This window comes from Terrabacter sp. R4-6, from assembly GCF_057529065.1.
This window is the reverse complement of sequence record NZ_CP197224.1, coordinates 2,553,913-2,575,651: the sequence shown is the minus strand read 5'-3', so window position 1 is coordinate 2,575,651 and position 21,739 is coordinate 2,553,913. Positions and strand designations below refer to the sequence as shown.

Genomic DNA, 21,739 nt, shown 5'->3' with positions numbered 1-21,739 from the left:
GCGGCGCGATCGGACGGCATACTCACGCCATGCGACTGCACCCCGAGGAGACCGAGGCCGGCCCGTGGAGCCCCGTCGACGACGGAGCGCTGGCGGCGCTGCTGGGGAGCCTGCTCCCCGCCGGGCGGGGCGTGCTGCTCGTCGACGGCCGGTCGGGGTCGGGCAAGACGACCTTCGCCGAGCGGGCCGCGGCGCTCCTCGGCGGGGCGGTGGTCCACACCGACGACCTCGCCTGGCACCACGACGCGGTCGCGTGGGACGACCTCGCCCTCGAGCACGTCATCGGGCCCTGGCGGCGCGGCGAGGTCGTCGACCACCGCCCGCCGGGGTGGGTCGCGAAGGGGCGCGACGGGTCGGTCACCGTCCCCGAGGGCGTATGCGTGCTCGTCCTCGAGGGGGTCGGCGCGGGCCGCGCGTCGCTGGCCCCGCACGCCGACGCGGTGGTCTGGGTGCAGGCCGACCGTGACGAGGCGCGCGAGCGCGGGCTGCGCCGCGACGTCGAGCTCGGTCGCACCCGAGAGGAGGCCGAGCGCTTCTGGGACGAGTGGATGACGGCCGAGGAGCCCTTCCTCGCCGACGACCGGCCGTGGGACCGCGCCGACCTCGTGGTCCGCGGCGACGCAGGCGGCTGGGTGGCGGTGGCACGGGGCGGTCCTCCGTCATGACTGCAGGGCGCGCTCGAGCGTGCTCCTGATCATCGTGGGCCAGTCGTCGGGCTCGGGCACGACCCGGAGCTCGGCCGGCGACGACATCGCGAGCACCCGGCGCTGGTACTGCCGCCAGACCCCGTCGACCCTGTTCGCGTCGACGGCTGCCGGCCAGGACTGCACCTGCGCCTCGACGAGGTCGTAGAGCGGCGTCGTCATCGCGGGCAGCCGCTCGTAGGCCGTCCACGAGGCGGGGTCGAGGCTCTCCTTGTTCGTCGCCATGGTGTTGTAGCGGTCGAGGTCGGCCCAGAGGGTGCTCAGCTCGGGGTCGCCCGGGTCCTTGGGCGGCAACAGCCCGATGAGGGCTCCGGTGGGACCGAAGAAGCCCGGAGGGACTGGGTCGAGGAGCACGACCGCCCGGGCGTCGGACTCGTGCCGGCTCACCCACGTCAGCGCGATCGGGGCGGCCATCGCATGCCCCACGACGACGACGGGCCGGCTCAGCCCGAGCCCGGCGATGACGCCGTCGAGGTCGTCGGCGAGGGTGGCGAAGGTCTGGCGGTCCGGCACCGAGTCGCTCCGGCCGATCCCGAGACGGTCGTAGACACAGACGCGGCTGCGCGCCGCGAGGCTCTGCGGGATCGTGCCCCACGCGTCGTCCATGGCCCGCCCGTAGTCGGCCACGAGGACGACCGACGGGCCGCTCCCGGCGCAGCGGGCCTTGAGGTGGTGACCGGCCACGACGACGTCACGCTCGGGCTCGAGCGTCGGGGTGGTGGCTGCGCTCGGGGCCGTGGCTGCGCTCGCGGTCGTCGGGCTCACGAGGCCGCCCGCGGAGGTACAGCCCGAGAGGGCTGGTCCCAGCGCGATCAGAGCCGCGGCGGTCAGCCACCTCAGCCCATCTCCTGCTCCGGTGCGGCGCGAGTGTCCGGTCGTGGTTCCCATCTCGGCCTCCCTCTGCGAGAGCGAGGGCGTTGCGTCCTCGACCCGAGGATGACCGTTCGCCGGGACGATGTCTGTGCGCGCGGCGACACCCGGCCGCTGCTGCGCGTCGCCGGGTCAGGACGACGCGGGCCGGACGAAGCAGGAGCGGCAGCGCGCCTCGTAGGTGAAGGTGCCGTCGTCGGGCAGCGCCTCGGAGCCGCCGAGGTGGTCGAGGAACGGCTCGCCGGAGCGGAGCACCTGCGTGTGCGTGGCGCTGAAGTCGCGGCACTGGTCGCACACCGCGCGGCGGTAGGTCACGGTGTCGGGCCCGAGCTCGAGCAGCGCCCGGACCGGCGCGAAGAGCTCGCCGCGGTGGTCGAGGTCGATGCCCGCGACGACGACCCGGGTGCCGCGACGCAGCAGCCGGTCGACGACCGCGACGTCGTCGAGGTCGAACATGTGCACCTCGTCGACGGCCACGACGTCGAGCTGCTCGTCGAGGGCCTCGTGCAGGCTCGTGACCTTCGTCGTGGCGAGGACGCCACCGCTGCGGGAGGTGACGCCGGTGTCGCGGACGTGCCGCTCCGACTGGTAGACGCGGTGCCGCACGCGCGTGAACTGCAGGGGTGACAGCAGCGAGATGAGCGCGAGGCTCTTGCCCGACTTCATCGGCCCGAGGACGACGTCGAGCGACACCTCGGACGCGGTGCGGACGGCCTGCCTGACGTCGTCGATCGTGGTCACCGCGGAACCGTACCGACTCGGGCCGACAGCCCGACGACGGACCCGCCGCACGAGAGCCCGGGCCGCCGTGCTTTCGACGCGGTTCCCGAGACGTCACCGTGTCGCCGCGGGATGCTGGGTCGCATCGGGGGCACTGTCCGGACCACGGACAGGATGAGCCCTTCCGTGAGGTCAGCCATGCCGATGAAGCGCATCGCACCAGCCCTGCTCGTCGGGGCACTGGCGGCACCAGCCGCGTGCTTCGCCGCGGCGCCCGCCGCCGCTGCCTCCGAGCCCGGCGCGACCACCCAGGCGAGCGTGAGCGTCCTGGGCGCAACGCCGGTGGGCACCTTCTCCACGCCGCGGTTGCAGGGCGACATCGTGTTCGCGTCGACGGCCTCCGCACTGACCCCAGGGGACACCAACGGGGTGTCGGACATCTTCCTGCGCTACGACGGCCGCACGAGGCGCGTTCCCGGGTTCCAGCTCGACGGGGCGAGCAGCCAGCCGGCGCAGGGCCACGGCCTGATCGTCTTCTCGTCTCTGGCGACGAACGTCGAACGCGACACGAACGGCGTGCAGGACGTCTTCCTGTGGCACGAGGAGGCGGAGAGCGCCTTCCGGGTCAGCGTCTCCGACACCGAGGGACAGGCCGACGGACCCAGCGGAGAGCCGTCGGTCAGCGGCGGCAACCTCCTCTTCGACCCCGTGTCGGTGGCGTTCACGTCGACGGCCACGAACCTCGTCGCCGGAGACACGAACGGCTCCGCGGACGTCTTCGTCAGGGACCTGAAGAGCCGGCGGACGACGAGGGTGAGCGTGGCCGGCGACGAGAGCCAGGCCGACACCGGAGCCAGCTCCCACCCCGCGATCAGCTCGGACGGACGCTACGTCGCCTTCACGTCGACGGCGTCCGACCTCGTCGCCGGTGACACGAACGGCAGGGCCGACGTCTTCGTCCGCGACCTCACGGCCGGGACGACGAGCCGGGTCAGCGTCGACGACGCCGGCGGTCAGGCGAGCGGAGCCAGCACCGACCCGAGCATCAGCTGGGACGGCCGCTACGTCGCCTTCGCCTCGACGGACCCGGCTCTGGCCGACGGCGTGGGCACGAGCACGTCGGACGTCTACGTCCGTGACCGCGTCACCGGCACGACCCGCCGGGCGAGCAGGTCGAGCTCGGGCCAGCCCGCCGACGGTCCGTCGACACAGCCGGCCCTGAGCGGCGACGGGCTCCACGTGGCCTTCACCTCAGCCGCCGACAACCTCGTCGCAGGCGACACGAACGGTCGCAGGGACGTGTTCCTGCGCGCCGTCACGACCAACACGACGACGAGGGAGAGCGTCTCCTCCACGGGGGTCCAGTCGCGCAGCGACAGCCACTCCCCGTCGGTGGAGTTCACGGGCAGGTCGGTGGCCTTCGTGGCCGACGCCGGCGGCGGGCTCGTCCCGGGCGACACGAGCCAGGGCGTGCTCGTGCGCGAGGACCAGGCTCCGCCCACCCCCTTCGGCGACTTCGACGCCGACGGCCTCTGCGACGTCGTCGCCCGCACCGCCACCGGCCAGCTCAACCTCTACCGCGGCACGGGCTCGGGGCTGGCCCCGCCCCTGCGCATCGGCGCGTCGGGGTGGGGCGGCATGAGCGCGGTGACGAGGCTCGGCGACGTCGACGGCGACGGGTTCGAGGACGTCCTGGCCCGCGAGAGCGCCACGGGCCGGTTGTGGCTCTACCCCGGCAGGCGGACGTCCTTCGCGCCGCGGGTCCTCGTCGGTGCGAGTGGCTGGAACGGGATGCGCGAGATCACCGCGGTCGGGGACCTCGACGTCGACCACCGTGCCGACGTCCTCGCGGTCCAGTCGTCGACCGGCGACCTCTACCTCTACCCCGGCAGGGGCTCGGGGTACGCGCCCCGTCGCCTCGTCGGTCACGGGGGCTGGAACGCCATGGACGAGCTGACCGGCGTCGGGGACCTCGACGGCGACGGTCGCAACGACCTCGTCGCTCGCCGCCCCTCGACCGGAGAGCTGTGGCTCTACCCGGGCAACCTGGCCGGCACCGGCTTCGCTCCACGGCAGCGGATCGGGCTCGGTTGGAACGGGATGCGCGACCTCGTCGGCATCGGGGACTTCCGCCGGACCGGGAACGTCGACCTCGTCGCGGTCCAGAACAACACCTCGAAGCTGTACGTCTACGACTGGGGACAGTTCCGGAGCCAGCCGTCCGGGAGCGGCTTCACGTCGGCCCTGCGGCCGCTGCTCTGAGCGGCGCGGCGCGGGTCAGCGGCCGTAGCCGTTGGCGCCCCGGATCACGTTGTCGGTGCACGCGTCGACGGTGCCCGACGTCGTCACCTGCCCCACGAGCACCGGAGCTGCTCGTCCTGCTGGTGCGCACCCCAGCTCGGGCCGCGAGCGTGCCGACGGACGACCGTTGGTGGTGAAGACCCCGCGACACGCCGACGCGACACGCGGCTGGCGCGGTCGGGCACGACCAACGGTCGTCGGGCGGGGACTTCGGGGGGCCGCAGCACAAAGCCGCCGTCGCGCTTCGTCGACGACTGCCGGGGTCGGCCCCTGGCCGGAAAGCAGTCGCGACAGGCACGACTCGCGGCCTAGCGTGCCGGGATGCCGATGCACGACGACGAGGTCCGCGCGACGCCCGAGCTGGTCGAGCGGCTGCTCGCCGAGCAGTGCCCGCAGTGGGCGGGGCTGCCCGTGACGGCTCTGCCCGACGACGTCGAGGGCACCGACAACGTCCTCTTCCGGCTCGGCGACGCCCTCGTCGTGCGGATGCCGAAGGTCGAGTGGGCCGCCCAGCAGGCCGACTCCGATGCCCGGTGGCTGCCCCGGCTCGCCCCGCACCTCCCGGTCACCGTGCCGGTGCCCGAGCACGTCGGCCGCCCGTCCGACGACTACCCGTGGGCGTGGTCGGTCGTCCCCTGGGTCGAGGGCGAGACGCCGCCGCGCCTCGGCTCCGACGACGTCCCGCTCGCCCGTGACCTGGCCGCCTTCGCCCTCCGGCTGCGGCAGATCGACGCCACGGGCGGCCCCACCAAACCACCGGGCTCGCGCGGCACCCCGCTCTCCCACGTCGACGACGCGGCGCGCGCCGGCCTCGAGCGACTGCGAGGCCACGACGACGGCCTCGACCTCGACGCCGCCGAGCGCGCCTGGGACACGTGCGTCTCGGCTCCGGACTGGGACGGCGACCCGGTGTGGATCCACGGCGACCTCCAACCCGGCAACCTCGTCGTCGACGGTGGGCACCTCGCCGCCGTCATCGACTGGGGCGCGCTCGGCGTCGGCGACCCGGCCCCGGACGTCGCCGCCGCGCTGTGGACCTTCACCGGTGCCGCGCGAGCGGCCTACCGTGACGCCGTCGCCCCCGACGACGCCACGTGGGTGCGGGCCTGCGGCTGGGCGCTCGCCCCGTCCCTCACCGGTATCGACTACTACCGCCACACCTTCCCGCGGATGGCCGAGCACGGCCGACAGATGGTCCGCGCCGTCGTCGCCGAGCTCGCCTGACCGAGCGACCGGACCACGCACCCGACGACTCCGCGCCTGTCTACTCGCCGGTCACCGGGCAGGCGTGGAAGGCTGCAGGGTGCGACACCACCCCCGTCTGAAGGAGCACCGATGATCTCGCGCATCGCCATCGTGAACCGAGGCGAGGCCGCCATGCGGCTCATCCACGCGGTGCGGGACCTCAACGCCGCCGCGGGCCGCGACGGCCACCGCATCGAGACCATCGCCCTGCACACCGAGGGCGAGCGGCGGGCGATGTTCGTGCGCGAGAGCGACCACGCATACGACCTCGGGCCGGCGTCCGCGCGTCCCTACCTCGACCACGCCGTCCTCGAGCGCGCCCTGCGCGAGACGAAGGCGGACGCGGCGTGGGTCGGCTGGGGCTTCGTCGCCGAGGACCCGGCCTTCGCCGAGCTCTGCGAGCGTGTCGGCGTCACCTTCATCGGCCCGAGCCCCGACGCGATGCGCAAGCTCGGCGACAAGATCGGCAGCAAGCTCATCGCCGAGGAGGTCGGCGTGCCCGTCGCGCCGTGGAGCCGCGGCGGCGTCGACACCCTCGAGGACGCGACGGCCGCGGCCGCGCGCATCGGCTACCCCCTCATGCTCAAGGCGACCGCCGGCGGTGGTGGCCGCGGCATCCGTCGCGTCGACTCCGACGCCGACCTCACCGACGCCTACGAGCGCACCCGTGACGAGGCGCAGCGCGCGTTCGGCTCGGGCGTCGTCTTCCTCGAGAAGCTCGTCACCGGCGCCCGCCACATCGAGGTCCAGGTCATCGCCGACGGCCAGGGCAGCGCGTGGGCCGTGGGCGTGCGCGACTGCTCGGTGCAGCGCCGCAACCAGAAGGTCATCGAGGAGTCCGCCTCGCCCGTGCTCAGCAGCGAGCAGGAGGACGAGGTGCGCACGAGTGCCGAGCGCCTCGCCATCGCCGTGGGCTACGCCGGGGCCGGCACCGTCGAGTTCCTCTACCACCCGGGCGAGCGCTTCTTCGCCTTCCTCGAGGTCAACACCCGCCTCCAGGTCGAGCACCCGATCACCGAGGTCGTCACCGACACCGACCTCGTCAAGCTCCAGATCCACGTCGCGAACGGCGGCCGCCTCGACGACCTCCCCGGCGGGCGCCCCACCCAGCGGGGCCACGCCGTCGAGGCCCGCCTCAACGCCGAGGACCCCGACCGCGACTTCGCGCCGAGCCCCGGCCACATCAGCCTGCTCCAGTTCCCCGCCGGCCCCGGCATCCGCGTCGACACCGGTGTGGGAGAAGGCGACTCGATCCCCGCCGACTTCGACTCGATGATCGCCAAGATCATCGCCCACGGCCGCGACCGCGACGAGGCGCTCGCCCGCCTGCGCCGGGCCATGGCCGAGACGACCGTCGTCATCGACGGCGGCTCGACGAACAAGAGCTTCATCCTCGACCTGCTCGACCAGCCCGAGATCATCGACGGATCGGCCGACACCGGCTGGATCGACCGCGTCCGCGCCGAGGGCCGCCTCGTCTCGCACCGCCACTCCGGCGTCGCGCTCGTCGCCGCCGGCATCGAGGCCTACGAGGACTCCGAGGCCATCGAGCGGGCCCGCCTGCTCGAGTCGGCCCGCGGGGGCCGCCCGCAGGTGCAGCACACGGTCGGCCGCGCCATCGACCTCAAGCTCCGCGGCACGGCATACAAGGTCATGGTGCTGCGCACGGCGTCGCACCGCTACCGCGTCTCCATCACGAACGGCGGCGACGAGCACGTCGTCGACGCGACGCTCGACCGCATCGACGAGTATGCCGGCCGCATCGTCGTCGAGGGACGGGCGCACCGCCTCGTCACCGCCACCCACGGCCCCGTCCACCTCGTCGAGGTCGACGGCGTCACCCACCGCGTGTCGCGCGACGAGGGCGGCGTCGTGCGCTCGCCCGCGCCCGCGCTCGTCGTCGCGACCCCCGCCGCCGTCGGCGACGAGGTCGCCGCCGGCGCCCCGGTGCTCGTCCTCGAGTCGATGAAGATGGAGACGGTCCTCCCGGCCCCCTTCGCCGCGCGCGTGCGCGAGCTGCTCGTCAGCGTCGGCAGCCAGGTCGAGACCGGCGCACCCCTCGTGCGCCTCGAGCCCACCGGCGACGAGGCCGAGGTCGCCGAGGCCGCGGCCACCGAGACGGTCGACCTCGACCTGCCCGACTCGAGTGCCGGGCACGCGAGCGTGGGCGAGCGTGTCGACCGCGGCATCGAGGACCTGTCCGCGAGCGTCCTCGGCTTCGACGGCGACCCGAGCGGCGACCGCCGGATGCTCAGCGGCTACCTCGCGGCGCGCGACGAGCTCGCCGCGAGCGGCACCATCCCGCTCGCCGAGGAGATCGCCGTCCTCGACCTGCTCACCGACTTCGCCGAGCTGAGCCGCAACCGCCCGGCCGCCGAGGAGCGCCACACCGAGCTGCTCGTGCACAGCCCGCGCGAGCACTTCCACTCCTACCTCCAGAGCCTCGACGTCGACCGGGCCGGCCTCTCGGCCGACTTCCGCGACAAGCTCGCCCGCGTCCTGCGCCACTACGGCGTCACGGACTTCGAGCGCACGCCCGACCTGGAGGAGGCGGTCTTCCGCATCTTCCTCGCGCAGCAGCGCTCGGCGCCCGAGGTCCAGCTCGCGACGTCGATCCTCCAGCGCTGGCTCGCCGAGCCCATCCCGGTGGCGCCGCTCGACGCCGCAGCCCGCGAGGCGCTCGACCGGCTCGTCGTCGCCACCCAGCTGCGCTTCCCCGTCATCGGCGACCTCGCCCGCAGCGTCCGCTTCCGCTGGTTCGACCAGCCGCTCGTCGACGAGGAGCGCCAGAGCGTCCTCGCCGGCGTCCGCGACAAGCTGGCCTCCCTCGCGGCCGAGCCCGAGGCGCCGGACCACACGGCCCGCATCGACGAGCTCGCCGCGATCCCCGAGCAGATCGTCCGCTTCCTCACCGAGCGCCTCCACGAGGAGGCGCCGGAGCGGCTGCCCGAGCACGAGCCGATGCTCGAGGTGCTCATCAAGCGGCACTACCGCGAGCACGAGCTGCACGGCCTGCGCACCTTCTCCGAGGGCGACCGGCCCTTCGCCGTGGCCGACTACACGCTCGACGGGCGTCCGACGCACCTGACGTCGACGATCGGCGGGGTCGACGAGCTCGTGCCGGGCAGCCCGCTCGACGCCGCCGTCTCCAACGACGTGTGGTCGCGCGCCACCGGGCTCCAGTCCGTCGTCGACCTCTACCTGCGCTGGCCGCAGGAGCCCGAGTCGCCCGACGCCGCGAGCGAGCAGCTCGGCGCGCTGCTCCAGCAGCTGCCCTTCGCCCAGGACGTACGCCGGGTCGCGGTCGCCGTCAGCGCCGGCCAGGGGCGCCCCGTCGGCTACTTCACCTTCCGCCCCGTCGACGGCACGCTCGTCGAGGACCGCCTCGTCCGAGGCGTGCACCCCATGGTCGGCCGCCGCCTCAACCTCTGGCGCCTCACGTCCTTCGACGTGACGCGCCTCGAGGCGCCCGAGGACGTCCTGCTCTACGAGTGCATCGCCAAGGACAACCCCGACGACCACCGCCTCGTCGCCCTCGCGCAGGTGCGCCAGATCGTCGTCGTGCGCGACGAGTCCGGCCAGGTGTCGGGCCTGCCGCACGTCGAGCGCGCGATCGCCAACTGCCTCGAGGCGATCCGCCGGGTCCGGGCGAGCCGCGGCGCCAAGGGCTCCCGGCTCGACATGAACCACGTGTGGGTGCAGATCTGGCCGACCATCGAGGCTGACCTCGGTCAGCTGACGGCGCTCCAGAGCAAGATCGCCCCCGTCACCGCCGGTGCCGGCATCGAGGAGGTCCTCGTGCAGGCGCAGGTGGCCGGCGCACCCGGCGAGGCCCCCGCCCCGATCGCGGGCCGCTTCTTCTACCAGCCCGGATCGGGCGTCACCGGCTCTCTCGGCGCACCGCCCACCGAGCCGCTCAAGCCGCTCGACGACTACGCGTCCAAGGTCGTCCGGGCCCGGCGCCGCGGGCTCGTCTACCCCTACGAGCTCCAGTCGATGATCGCCGGCGACGGCGGCACGGTCGTCGAGCACGACCTCGACGACTCGGGCACGCTCGTGCCGGTCGACCGCCCGCAGGGCCTCAACAAGGCGGGCATCATCGTCGCCGTCGTCAGCTCGCCGACGGTGCGGCACCCCGAGGGCGTCACCCGTGTCGTCCTCTCGGGCGACCCGCTCCGCTCGCTCGGCTCCGTCGCCGAGGCCGAGTGCGCCCGCGTCATCGCGGCCATCGACCTCGCGGAGCGCCTGCAGGTGCCGCTCGAGTGGTACTCCCTCTCCGCCGGCGCGCGCATCTCGATGGACTCCGGCACCGAGAACATGGACTGGGTGGCCCGCGCCCTCAAGCGGATCATCGAGTTCACCCAGGCGGGCGGTGAGATCAACATCGTCGTGGCCGGGATCAACGTCGGTGCACAGCCCTACTGGAACGCCGAGGCGACGATGCTCATGCACACCAAGGGCATCCTCGTCATGACGCCCGACAGCGCCATGGTCCTCACCGGCAAGCAGTCCCTCGACTTCTCCGGTGGCGTCTCGGCCGAGGACAACTTCGGGATCGGCGGCTACGACCGCGTCATGGGTCCCAACGGCCAGGCGCAGTACTGGGCGAAGGACCTCGCGGGTGCCCGCGCCATCCTCATGGCGCACTACGAGCACGCCTACGTCAGCCCGGGCGAGTCCGGTCCGCGCCGGGTCACGACGAGCGACCCGTCGCACCGCGACGTGACGCTCTACCCGCACGAGCTGGCCGACTCCGGCTTCAAGACCGTCGGCGACATCTTCAGCTCGCTCACCAACCCGGACCGCAAGAAGCCCTTCGACATCCGCACCCTGATGCGGGCCGTCAGCGACCAGGACCACGAGCCGCTCGAGCGCTGGGCCGGCATGGCCGACGCGGAGACGGCCGTCGTGCAGGACGCCCACCTCGGTGGCATCCCGGTCACCCTCATCGGCATCGAGTCCAAGTCGGTGCCGCGCCGCGGCTTCCCGCCCACCGACGGCCCCGACACCTACACGGCCGGCACGCTCTTTCCGCGGTCGAGCAAGAAGGTGGCGCGCGCCATCAACGCCGCAAGCGGCAACCGGCCGGTCGTCGTCCTCGCGAACCTCTCGGGCTTCGACGGCTCACCCGAGTCGATGCGCAGCCTCCAGCTCGAGTACGGCGCCGAGATCGGCCGGGCCATCGTCAACTTCGACGGCCCGATCGTCTTCACCGTCGTCTCCCGCTACCACGGTGGTGCGTTCGTCGTCTTCTCCAAGACGCTCAACCCGCGGATGACGGTGCTCGCCGTCGAGGGGTCGTTCGCGTCGGTGCTCGGCGGTGCCCCGGCGGCCGCTGTCGTCTTCTCGCGCGACGTCGACGCCCGCACGGCGTCCGACCCGCGCGTCACCGAGCTCGAGGCCGCGCTGGCGCAGGCCACGGGGGTCGAGCGCGCCCGCCTCGCCACCGAGCTCGCCGAGCTGCGCACCTCGGTGCGCGCCGAGAAGCTCGGCCAGGTCGCCTCGGAGTTCGACGCGGTGCACAGCATCCACCGCGCCGTCTCGGTCGGCTCGGTCGACGCCGTCATCGACGCGCACGACATGCGTCCGCGCATCATCGCCGCCATCGAGGCAGGCCTGCAGGGCTGACAGGGGTGTGTGGGCGTGCGCGAAGTCGCGCGCGCCCACACCGACACGCAGGGGAGCACATGAGCAGCATCACGCAGGAGTTCGTCGACCGTGCCCGCGCAGCAGCCGAGGGCACGCCGTAGGCCGTCGCGGAGCGTCCCTAGGTACGGCATCACCGACGTCAAGCAGGGGGCGGCCTCGTCGTCGGCATCATCGCCATCGTCCTCACCGTGGGCGTCATCGCGGCCATCGGCATCAACGCCCTGCTGCGCTGAGCCGCCGGCGACTGGGCGTGCGCCGAGCCCCCTCGGCACACGCCCAGCACCCTCCTCGGTCTCAGCGACCGACGGTCCCACCCGGCTCAGCACTCCCGGCGCTCGGCGGCACCGGCGTGCCGGTGGTCGCTGACGTCGTCGGTGACGTGGTCGCGGCACCGGACGTCGGTGTCGCGGACCCCTGGCCGTTCGGGGCCGGGCTCGCGCTCCCGGTGGACGCTCCGCCGGGGCTCCCGGTCTCCGTGCCGCTCGGCTCGTCTCCCGGCTCGTCTCCCGGCTTGTCGGGCTTGACGGGCTTGACGGGCTTGTCGGGCTTGTCGTTGGGTTGCTTCGTCGGCTTCCCGGTCGCGTGGCCGGTGGTCTTGCCCGCACCCTTGCCCGCACCCTTGCTGCCCGAGGCACCCGGGGCCGGGATGTCGGCGCAGAACGCCGCAACCTTGCTCGCGCCGCCGGCGGTCCTGACGAGGTTGGTGAAGGCCACCGACCCTTCCGCGTTGCCCTGCGCGCCGGGGTTGTGGGACCGGGCCTTCCAGGCCGTGCAGAGGCCGCGCCTGGCGGGCCCGTTCGCGTCTGGCCCCTGAGGGGTTGCCGTCGTGCTGACCGCGGCCGGCCGCGGCTGGGCAGGTCCGACGACACCTGCCGGAAGCTGGGCTCCGCTCGGCACGTGCGTGGAGACGAGCACGACCGTGCCGACGCCGACGAGCCCTGCGGCCACTCCACCCAGGGTGGCGCCGAGCTTGGCGCCGAAGGCTGTCGCGAACATCGTCCGTCTCCTCGTTCTCGTCCGCTGGTGCGCGACCCGGGACCGGAGCTCGACCAGCGCCGGGCCCATGCCCTCGAGCTCACGCTCGGTCGGCTCGGCCGTCAACGCCCGGATCACCGGGGCGAGCGGGAGGTCGCGCAGTCTGTCGCGTTCCTGCTCGTCGCGATGCGGTCCGGTCAGCGACCCGGGAGCGCCCTCAGAGCGCTCTCGTCGGTTCCCTCGGTGCCACCAGTTCGTGCCCATGTCACTCACGAAGCGCTGCGACGTCGGCCGGCGTTACACCTGCCGGGGCGACGAGGTCGGCGAGCGTGCGCAGACCCCGGTGGCAGGCGACCCGGACGGCACCGGGCGTGCGCCCCAGCACCTCCGCCACCTCGCTCACGGGCAGGCCGGCCACGACCCTCAGCAGCACCACCTCGGCCTGCAGCGGCGGAAGCTGCCGCACGAGCGCCACGGCGTCCTTGGTCGACAACGAGTCGACGACGACGTCCGCGCAGTCGGGGACCGTCACGATCCATGCGGTCGGCCGCCCGAGCCGGGCCTCCCGTCCCCGTCTGCGGGCAGCATCGACCGCCCTGCGGCGTGCCGTCGTGAAGACCCAGGCACGCCATCCCGTCTCGTCACCCGTGAAGGTGTCGAGTCCCCTGACGACGGTCAGCCACGTCTCCGCGGCGACCTCGTCAGCGGCGTCTCCCCCAAGACTCAGGTAGCGCAGCAACGGTGGGTTGAGGTCGCGCCACAACCGTGCGAACGCGGCCTCGTCACCGTTCCGTGCGCCGGCGAGGACGTTCTCGAACTCCGCGCCGATCACGCCAACAGTGTGGACCGCGCCAGAGACGGGTGACCCGGTTTCACCGGAATGTCACGGACGACCGGGATCCCGCGCCGCGGGGACGGAAGGCGGACGCGGGGCCGGCACGCGCAGCGACGTGACACCGCCGAGGTCGAGCCACACCGCGTCGGGGGTGCGCACGACGCGGACGAGCACGTCGTCGCAGCCCGGGCACCGACCGACGAGGCCCGGCTCGGGCCCGTAGACCCGCAGCGTCGCGACCTCCGAGTCCGCTCCGCAGCCGCAACATCGGACGACGGCCACGGTCACGTCGAGAGCGAAGAGCTCCGAGAGCGGGCCGGCCATGAGGTTGCCGTCGTAGTCCGCCGTAGGCCCTGGTCCACCGGGGGTCGTCATGGGAGGTTCTCCTTCACGGGCCGCTCGGCCCGAATCGCTCTGTCCTGATGCGGTCGGCCGCGTGTCCGAGCGCGACGAGCAGGTCGGCCGCGCTCTCGACGAAGCCGGTCGGCCCGCACACGTAGCAGGTGGGCGCGTCCTCCCGCGCCCAGCCGGGAGCGACGAGGTCGGACGCGTGCAGCCGACCGACGGGACGTGCGTCACCGTCGGGGGCCCGGCGCGTGTGGACGAGCCGGACCTCGATGCCGTCGGTGGCGGCGAGTGCCGCGAGCTCGTCGCGGTAGATGACGTCGTCGGGCTCGCGGACCGAGTAGACGAGGCGGAAGGGGGGCGAGCCACCGTCCCGCGCCCGGAGCATCGCCATGAGCGGGACGATCCCCGAGCCACCGGCCACGAGCATCACCGGCTCGGGCTGCCCTGTGCGCCAGACGAACCAGCCACCAACCGGCCCGCGCAGGCGCACGGCGTCGCCGACAGCCAGCCCGTCGGCGAGGAAGGTCGACACCTCCCCGTCGGGGACCCGCTGGACGGTCAGCTCGACGCGGGCGCCGCGCTCGGGCGCCGAGACGGAGTAGCTCCGCGTGGCGGTGTAGCCGTCGGGCGCCGTGAGCCGCACGTCGACGTGCTGCCCCGGCAGGTGCCCGGGCCACCCGTCGACATCGAGGACGAGCGTCACGGCGCTGTCGGTCTCGGGCCGCCGCTCGACGAGCGTGGCCTCCCGCCAGGCGCGCCGGGCGCTCAGTCCCCCTGGTACCGCTGCTCGCGCCATGGGTCGCCGTAGTCGTGGTAGCCGAGCTGCTCCCAGAAGCCGGGCGCGTCCTCGAGCATCAGCTCGATGCCGCGCACCCACTTGGCCGACTTCCAGAAGTAGAGGTGCGGCACGAGCAGCCTTGCGGGGCCGCCGTGCTCGGGCCGGAGGTCGTCGCCGTCGTAGCCGTAGGCGACCCAGGCCTGCCCGTCGAGGAGGTCCTCGAGCGGCAGGTTCGTCGTGTAGCCGCCGTAGCTGTGCACGAGCGCGAAGTCCGCGGCGGTATCGACGTCGGCGAGGAGCGTGTCGAGCGAGACACCGCGCCACTCGGTGTCGAGCTTGGACCAGCTCGTCACGCAGTGGATGTCGACGGTGACGGTCTCGGCCGGGAGGGCCATGAGCTCGCTCCACGACCACGTGTGGCGAGTGCCGTCCTCGGTCGCGACCCACAGCTCGAACTCGTCGTGGTCGACGTTCGAGGTCGGCCCCGCCGAGAGCACCGGGAAGTCCCCGGTGAGGTACTGCCCAGGAGGCAGCCGCTCGTCACGGCCGCGCGGGCGACCCTGGAACCCTCGCGTCACGAAGTCCATGCCCAGTCACTGTACGGGCCCTCGGACCGGGCCGGACGGCCTACGCGAGCGGTCGTCCGAACGGGCGTCCGGGCGACGCCCCTCCCCAGGACGGCTCCCGCGAGGCAGGATGAGCCCGTGACGACGACGGTGCCGCTCCTGTCGGTGTCGGACGGCGTGGCCACGATCCGGCTCGCGCGACCCGACGCCGGCAACGCCGTGGACCTGCCGACCGCCATCGCCCTGCGCGACGCGGTCGGCGCCATCGCGAGCGCCGCCCCGCACGTGCACGTCGTCGTCCTCCGGGCCCCGGGGCGGCTCTTCTGCGCCGGCGGCGACGTGCGCGCCATGGCTGCCGCACCCGAGCGCCGGGCTTTCGTCGCCGAGCTGGCCGGCGTGCTGCACGCGGCTCTCGACGCGCTGCGCGCGCTGCCCGTCCCTGTCGTCGCCGTGGTCCAGGGTGCTGCGGCCGGTGCGGGCGTGGGCCTCGTCCTCGCGTCCGACATCGTGCTCGCGGCCGACCACGCGACGTTCGTCGCGTCCTACGCCGGCGTCGGCCTGTCGCCCGACTGCGGCGTCAGCGCCCTGCTGCCCGGCGCCGTCGGCGCGCGACGGGCCGCGCTCTTCCTGCTGACCGGCACGCCGATCGACGCGGCGACGGCGCTCGACTGGGGTCTCGTCTCCGAGGTGTGCACCGCCGAGGACCTCGACGCCCGCGCCGGTGAGGTCGTCGCCGCCATCGCCGCCCTCCCCCGCGAGGCCGTCGGCGAGACGGCCCGCCTGCTGCGCCTGGCCGGTGAGCGGCCGTATGCCGTCCAGCTCGCCGACGAGGCAGCGACCATCGCGCGGCTCGCCGCGGGCGCGGAGGCCGGCGCCCTCCTCGCGTCGTTCGCCGCGCCGGCCCGACCCCACGACCCCCCGACCCCGGGAGACACCCCATGAGCGTCACCACGTCCAGCACCGTCGACGACATCGTCCGCCGCAGCGCGTCCCGGCACCCCGAGCGGGTGGCGCTCGTCTTCGAGGACCGCACGTGGACGTATGCCGCCCTCGACGACGCCGTGTCCCGCGCGGCGGCGCACCTGCTGGGTCTCGGGTTGGCCGCCGGCGACCGGGTCGCGACGGTCGGGGTCAACTCCGACGCCTACCTGCTCGCCTACCTCGGCTGCGCCCGCGCCGGGCTCGTCCACGTCCCGGTCAACTACGCGCTCACCGGCCCCGAGCTGACCTACCTGCTGCGCGACTCGGGCGCCCGGGTCGCGCTCGTCGACGTCGCGCTGCGCGCCGGCGTCGAGGCCGTGCGCGCCGACACCGACCTCGAGCAGGTGCTGCTGCTGCACGGCGGCGACGACGCCGTGCTGCCGGGCTGGAGCGAGGGCGACGTGCCCGTGCTCGACGTCGAGACGCGCGACACCGACCTCGTCCAGCTGCTCTACACGTCGGGCACGACGTCCCAGCCCAAGGGCGCGATGATGACGCACCGCGCCCTCGTCCACGAGTACGTCTCGTGCATCGTCGGTCTCGACCTGCGCGAGGACGACGCCCCGCTGCACTCGATGCCGCTCTACCACTCCGCCCAGATGCACGTCTTCCTCCTGCCCTACCTCGCGGTCGGCGCGACGAACCACCTGCTGACGCGGCCCGACGTCGCGACGATCCTCGAGCGCGTCGCCGCCCACGGCATCGGCTCGCTCTTCCTCGCACCCACGGTCTGGGTGCCGCTCTCGAACCACCCGGCCCTCGACACGGCTGACCTCAGCTCGCTCCGCAAGGCGTACTACGGCGCGTCGATCATGCCGGTGCCGGTGCGCGACCGGCTCCAGCAGCGCCTGCCCGGTCTCGGCTTCTGGAACTGCTTCGGCCAGTCCGAGATCGGCCCGCTCGCCACGGTGCTGCGGCCCGAGGAGCACGCCGAGCGCCCCGAGGCGTGCGGCCGCACGGTGCTCTTCGTCGAGGCCCGCGTCGTCGACCCTGAGGGCACCGACGTCGCCGCCGGCGAGCCGGGCGAGCTGCTCTACCGCTCACCCCAGCTGTGCACCGGCTACTGGGGCAAGGGCGACGCCACGGCGGAGGCCTTCCGCGACGGGTGGTTCCACTCCGGCGACCTCGTGACGCGCGACGAGGCCGGCTACCTCACCGTCGTCGACCGCATCAAGGACGTCATCAACACCGGTGGCGTCATGGTCGCCTCGCGCGAGGTCGAGGACGCGCTCTACACGCACCCGGCCGTCGCCGAGGTCGCCGTCATCGCGACGCCGCACGAGCGCTGGGTCGAGGCCGTCACCGCCGTCGTCGTCCTGCGCGACGGCCAGACCGTGACCGAGACCGAGCTCGTCGACCACGCCCGCGCGACCCTCGCACCCTTCAAGCTGCCCAAGGCGATCCACTTCGTCGACGAGCTGCCCCGCAACCAGAGCGGCAAGCTGCTCAAGCGGGTGCTGCGCGACGATCTCGCGCAGGAGGCCACCACTGCCTGAGGGGTGCGGTCCGCTCAGCCGGGCAGGACGGCATACGCGAGGTATGCCGTCCAGGCCACCCACGCGGCCAGGCCGGCGAGGTTGGTGCGCGGGTGCAGCGTCAGCGCGGCGAGGAACTCGCGCAGGAAGGCGCTCGGCAGGAAGTACCACGCCGTCGGGCCGCCGGTGACGTCGGCGTCGATGCCGAGGCGGCGGGCCAGCAGTGCCGCACGCCCGACGTGGAAGTTGCTCGTCACGACCCGCAGGTGGTGCTCGACGTCGAGCCCGCGGGCGCGCAGGATCTCGCGGGAGAGCAGGAGGTTCTCCTCCGTCGTCGTCGCGCGGTCCTCCGTCGCGAGCGACGCCGGGGGTATGCCGTGGGCCACGAGGTAGGCGGTCATGGCCACGCCCTCGGCCATCGGCTCGTCGTCGCCCTGGCCGCCGCTCGGGACGAGGAGCACGTCGTGGCCGCGGTCGCGCTCCTCGCGCCACGCATCGGCCGCGGCGTCGAGCCGGTGGGCGAGAAGCCGCGGGACCGTGCCGCCGACGAGACCGGAGCCGAGGGCGACGACGGCCGCCGGGTCGGGACGCGGGCGGTGCCGCCGGTAGGTGAGGCAGTAGAGCGCGAAGCTGACGAAGGCGAGCCCCGGGTAGCCGGGCAGGAGCAGCACGACGACGGCGGCGGGCGTCAGGGTCGTCGGCGGCGCGCCGAGCAGCCCGACGCCGAGCACCGTCGCGGCCAGCATCGCGACGCCGATGACGAGCGCGACGACGTTGAGGAGGCCGCGAGCCTGGGGCAGCACCATCCGGACGCCGTTGCCGACGAAGAGGAGGCCGAGCACCGCCGCCCCGAGCCACGGCAGCAGCAGGACGTGCACGAGCGACGTCGCCGCCCACAGCGCTCCGAGGAGCAGCACGCCGATGCGCCAGCGGCGCGGTTCGGTGCGCGAGAGACGGACCGCGAGGGCCAGGAGCGCCGCGACGAGGACGAGGTCGACGAGCGGGCGCATGCGACGAGCATGCCCTCCCGGGTGCCCCGTCACGAAACCGACTGGTGCCCGGGGTGTCCGGACGTGTCAGTCGCCCGAGCGGACAAGGCACTCCTGAGCCGGTTGCCCGGTGGCCGGGAAGGCCCGGGCCAGGGCATCGGCCACCCTCCGCGCGCGCTCTACGTAGCCCTTCGTCGTGAAGTGGATGCCGTCGTCGACGAACCACGACCGCCGCACCTCGGCGCGCCAGTCGTAGACGCGCAGGTTCGGGTAGCGGGCGCACGCCTCGAGCAGGGCCGCGTTCCACTTCTCCATCTCGCGGTCGGCGTACGGACCCGACGTGTCGGTGGTGCGCACCGTCAGCCACAGCACCGGGTGTTTGCCGATGGGCCGCATCAGCCGGTCTATCCGGTCGGCGAGCGGCACGACACCCCCGACGTACTGGTTCGCCACCTCGTTGGTGCCCATGGCGAGGACCCAGCACCCGGCATACCCCTGCGTGGTCCTCGAGGTCACGGCGCTCTCGGCGTTCGGCTGGCCCCGGAAGGTCTCGACGATCGAGCGCGCGCCGAGGATGTCGGGGACGAAGCTCGTGACCCCGACGCGGGCGTACTGCGCGGGCAGGCGCGTCGCTGCACGGGGTTGGTATGCCGGGTCGACGAGACCGACGGACGTCGAGTCGCCGACGTGGACGAGTGACGTGCACGAGGTCCGCGACGGGGTGCGCGTGGGCGCGGCGGTCGGTGGCGTCGCCGTCGATGACGCCGCCGATGACGCCGCCGATGACGTCGAGGAGGACGCCGACGGTGTCGAGGTCGCCGCGGTGGCCGGCGGCACGGGAGGGTCGCCCGGGTCGGCTCCGGCGTCGTCCGTCCCGCCGCGACCGACGAGCGCCGCCGCGCTCAGCGACGTGACGGCCACGAGGGCCAGGGCGATGGTGCCCGCGGCGACGACCGGCATCGACGGGACGACGCGCGGCAGGTCACCGGGCTGGGGACGTCGCGGGCGCAGGGCGCGTCGGAAGCCGCGACGCCGGATCGGGTCCTCGACGAGGTTCCACGACAGCGTCGCGAGCAGCAGCGTCAGGCCGAGCTGCAGGGCGCCCCGGGCCGCGTCATGACCGCTCAGCACGGCCGGCCCGGTCAGAGCGACGACGGGCAGGTGCCAGAGGTAGATGCCGTACGACCGCTCGCCGACCCAGCGCAGCGGTGCGACACCGAGCAGGCGGCCGAGTCGGGACCGCGGGTGCGACACGACGGCGACGAGGCCGGCCGTGGCCAGCGACAGCAGGAGCAGTCCCCCGCGATAGAGCGTCAGCGAGTACTCGTCCGTGAGCGTCAAGAGGGCGAGGACGACGACGAGGCAGGCGAGACCGAGGCCGTCGAGGGCGCGGCGGCCGCGGCGGTCGTCGAGGGGCGGCAGCGAGCCGCGACGCCAGACGAGGGCCACGGCCGCACCGACGAGCAGACCTCCGGCCCTGGCGTCCGTGCCCTCGTAGGCCCGCGTGTTGTCGAAGCCCGGCACGGCGAGCAGCCAGAGGAGCACGAAGGACGCGACGGCGAGCGCCGTCGTCAGCGTCGCCGCGCCGCGCAGCCGACCCCGCACGAGGACGACGAGCGCCAGCAGCAGCACGGGCCACACGACGTAGAACTGCTCCTCGACGGCGAGGGACCACAGGTGGTCGAAGGGTCCGGGACCACTGAACCGCTGGAAGTAGGACTCGCCGTCCGTGATCGTCTTCCAGTTGCTGACGTACAGCAGGGCGGCCACCGACTCTGCGAGCCGCTCGCCGGCGTGCTCGGGCTGGGTGACGACCGAGACGAAGGAGACGACGACGAGGAGCACGACGACAGCGGGCAGCAGACGGCGGGCCCGGTGCACGTAGAAGCGGCGCAGTCCGACCGTCCGGGTGCGCTCCCAGCCGGAGACGAGCACGCCCGTGATGAGGAAGCCGCTGAGCGTGAAGAAGACCCCGACCCCGAGCAGTCCGCCGCTGAGGGACGGGACACCGAGGTGGTAGCCGACGACAGCCACCACCGCCAGCGCGCGAACTCCGTCGAGCCCCGGCACGTAGGCGGTCGGGCGTTCAGTCGGTCTGGGCATCGGTCCGCCAGGGGTCGCCGGGATGCCGAGGACCCCGGATGCCAGCAGGCTAGGACGGCTCGGACCGATGGGCGCCGAGGTGCTCGTCGAACGCCGATACGGGCGATTCCGGGAAAAGGTCGCACTCCACCCCCTCGGCACATGAGACGGACGAACGACACATTCCAGCCCGGATCGCCGGATTCGGCGGCTCCTTCGCCCCCACCAGGCGCCCCTCGTCCCGTAGCGTGTCCTACTGGAAGGGCCGGGATTGACTGCCACTCCACCCCTCCCTCACGGCTTGGCAGTCAGGTGGGGTCCGGCCCTTCCACCTTCCCGGAGCCAGCCCGACGTCAGCGCAGCAGCAGCGCCGTCAGCGCGCTCGCGAGCATCCGGTGAGAATCCGCGCGATCTGCGCCTTCTCGGCGGCCGTGACCCACAGGTGGTAGCGCAGCTTCACGGCGACCTGGCGCGCGACGTACGTGCAGCGGTACGCCTTGTTCGGCGGGAGCCACGACGCTGCGTCGGCGTCACGCTTGGCGCTGTTCGTCGGCCCGTCGACGGCGAGCAGGTTGAGCGGGTCGTTCGCGAGCGTCCTCCGCTGGGTCGGGCTCAGCTGCTGCGCGCCCGTCACCCACGCGTCGCCGAGGGCGACGACGTGGTCGATCTGCACCTTCGACGACGTCGCGCGTCCCCGGACGAAGGTGATGGTGCGACCCGTGTAGGGATCCGCGAGCGTGCCTGAGACGACGACGCATCCACGCGTGCCGGGTTTCAGCCGCTCGGCGACGAGGTCCCGCCGCAGGACGTCGTTGCGGGTGTCGCAGCCGTTGTGGCCGAGACTGAGGTCGACGTCGTCGCTCCAGGCCGGACCGAAGGCGTCCCGGTCGTAGCCGGTCCTCGGCGCCCGACCCTTGACCGAGAGGATGTCGAGCGAGGTGAGTGCAGCCCGCGCCTGAGCGGGTGTCAGCGTGGGGACGGGCGCGGGCCGGGAGCTCGGGTCGACTCCGCCTGCCGACGCGCCGGGCACGACGCGCGTCGAGGCGTGCGGGCCGCCCGCCCCGGGCGACGGGAGCGGGAGCCCGCACCCGGCGAGCGCCACGCCCGCCGCGCCCGCCGCGAGGAGAACGGCTAGCAAGCGAGTCAACGAGCGAACGGGCACGGTCGGCAACCTTGCCACACAATGGAATTCGGATGCGACCGGCTCGCCGTCGACGTGCT

At 73.5% G+C, this 21,739-nt stretch carries 16 protein-coding genes; 6 read left to right on the top strand and 10 right to left on the bottom strand.

The features are described 5' to 3' along the window. The first annotated feature begins 29 nt into the window (after positions 1-29). On the top strand, positions 30-665 hold the full coding sequence (locus tag ACSSS0_RS12030) for a uridine kinase family protein (protein ID WP_487228149.1): 636 nt from the start codon (positions 30-32) through the stop codon (positions 663-665). Here ACSSS0_RS12030 and ACSSS0_RS12025 read toward each other — a convergent pair. Together ACSSS0_RS12025 and ACSSS0_RS12020 are read right to left on the bottom strand one after the other, a co-directional pair. After that, the gene (locus ACSSS0_RS12025; RefSeq protein ID WP_487228148.1) at positions 660-1,469 is read right to left on the bottom strand and encodes an alpha/beta hydrolase; all 810 of its coding nucleotides are present in this window, start codon (positions 1,467-1,469) and stop codon (positions 660-662) included. The two genes, ACSSS0_RS12030 and ACSSS0_RS12025, sit on opposite strands and share 6 nt — an antisense overlap. Before the next feature lie 237 nt (positions 1,470-1,706). Then, positions 1,707-2,315: a thymidine kinase gene (locus ACSSS0_RS12020; protein WP_435987705.1), complete on the bottom strand. Its 609-nt coding sequence runs from the start codon at positions 2,313-2,315 to the stop codon at positions 1,707-1,709. Positions 2,316-2,480: 165 nt separating this feature from the next. On the opposite strand from ACSSS0_RS12020, the gene ACSSS0_RS12015 reads away from it, so the two are divergent. From ACSSS0_RS12015 to ACSSS0_RS12005, 3 genes are all read left to right on the top strand, one after another. Beyond that, positions 2,481-4,556 (top strand): FG-GAP-like repeat-containing protein, encoded by a 2,076-nt coding sequence (locus ACSSS0_RS12015; RefSeq protein ID WP_487228147.1) that lies wholly within the window; start codon positions 2,481-2,483, stop codon positions 4,554-4,556. Positions 4,557-4,916: 360 nt separating this feature from the next. Further along, on the top strand, positions 4,917-5,819 hold the full coding sequence (locus ACSSS0_RS12010) for an aminoglycoside phosphotransferase family protein (protein ID WP_487228146.1): 903 nt from the start codon (positions 4,917-4,919) through the stop codon (positions 5,817-5,819). A gap of 111 nt (positions 5,820-5,930) precedes the next feature. Then, positions 5,931-11,468 (top strand): ATP-binding protein, encoded by a 5,538-nt coding sequence (locus tag ACSSS0_RS12005; RefSeq protein WP_487228145.1) that lies wholly within the window; start codon positions 5,931-5,933, stop codon positions 11,466-11,468. A gap of 315 nt (positions 11,469-11,783) precedes the next feature. Here the strand turns inward: ACSSS0_RS12005 and ACSSS0_RS12000 are convergent, their stop codons facing one another. The 5 genes from ACSSS0_RS12000 to ACSSS0_RS11980 all read right to left on the bottom strand — a co-directional run bounded on the left by ACSSS0_RS12000 (position 11,784) and on the right by ACSSS0_RS11980 (position 15,012). After that, positions 11,784-12,485: a hypothetical protein gene (locus ACSSS0_RS12000; RefSeq protein WP_487228144.1), complete on the bottom strand. Its 702-nt coding sequence runs from the start codon at positions 12,483-12,485 to the stop codon at positions 11,784-11,786. Positions 12,486-12,729: 244 nt separating this feature from the next. After that, a complete protein-coding gene (locus ACSSS0_RS11995) occupies positions 12,730-13,296 on the bottom strand; it encodes an RNA polymerase sigma factor (protein ID WP_487228143.1) in 567 nt (188 codons plus the stop codon). A gap of 51 nt (positions 13,297-13,347) precedes the next feature. Continuing rightward, positions 13,348-13,674 carry a DUF6510 family protein gene (locus tag ACSSS0_RS11990; RefSeq protein WP_487228142.1) on the bottom strand — a complete coding sequence of 109 codons (327 nt, stop codon included), beginning with the start codon at positions 13,672-13,674 and terminating at the stop codon, positions 13,348-13,350. Positions 13,675-13,687: 13 nt separating this feature from the next. After that, positions 13,688-14,443 carry a ferredoxin reductase gene (locus ACSSS0_RS11985; RefSeq protein WP_487228141.1) on the bottom strand — a complete coding sequence of 252 codons (756 nt, stop codon included), beginning with the start codon at positions 14,441-14,443 and terminating at the stop codon, positions 13,688-13,690. Beyond that, a complete protein-coding gene (locus tag ACSSS0_RS11980) occupies positions 14,413-15,012 on the bottom strand; it encodes a sulfite oxidase-like oxidoreductase (protein ID WP_487228140.1) in 600 nt (199 codons plus the stop codon). The genes ACSSS0_RS11985 and ACSSS0_RS11980 overlap by 31 nt, the downstream gene beginning before the upstream one ends. 117 nt (positions 15,013-15,129) lie before the next feature. On the opposite strand from ACSSS0_RS11980, the gene ACSSS0_RS11975 reads away from it, so the two are divergent. Both ACSSS0_RS11975 and ACSSS0_RS11970 read left to right on the top strand, forming a co-directional pair. After that, complete coding sequence (locus tag ACSSS0_RS11975) at positions 15,130-15,933, top strand: enoyl-CoA hydratase/isomerase family protein (protein ID WP_487228139.1); 804 nt, start codon at positions 15,130-15,132, stop codon at positions 15,931-15,933. Continuing rightward, a complete protein-coding gene (locus tag ACSSS0_RS11970) occupies positions 15,930-17,468 on the top strand; it encodes an acyl-CoA synthetase (protein WP_487228138.1) in 1,539 nt (512 codons plus the stop codon). Before ACSSS0_RS11975 ends, ACSSS0_RS11970 begins: the two co-directional genes overlap by 4 nt. A 14-nt stretch (positions 17,469-17,482) precedes the next feature. On the opposite strand, the gene ACSSS0_RS11965 is transcribed toward ACSSS0_RS11970, so the two are convergent. From ACSSS0_RS11965 to ACSSS0_RS11955, 3 genes are all read right to left on the bottom strand, one after another. Further along, positions 17,483-18,457 carry a YdcF family protein gene (locus ACSSS0_RS11965; RefSeq protein WP_487228137.1) on the bottom strand — a complete coding sequence of 325 codons (975 nt, stop codon included), beginning with the start codon at positions 18,455-18,457 and terminating at the stop codon, positions 17,483-17,485. 66 nt (positions 18,458-18,523) lie between these two features. Beyond that, positions 18,524-20,539, bottom strand: a complete 2,016-nt coding sequence (locus tag ACSSS0_RS11960; protein ID WP_487228136.1) for an acyltransferase family protein — start codon at positions 20,537-20,539, stop codon at positions 18,524-18,526. Positions 20,540-20,891: 352 nt separating this feature from the next. Then, positions 20,892-21,656 (bottom strand): HNH endonuclease family protein, encoded by a 765-nt coding sequence (locus ACSSS0_RS11955; RefSeq protein WP_487228135.1) that lies wholly within the window; start codon positions 21,654-21,656, stop codon positions 20,892-20,894. Between the last annotated feature and the right edge of the window lie 83 nt (positions 21,657-21,739).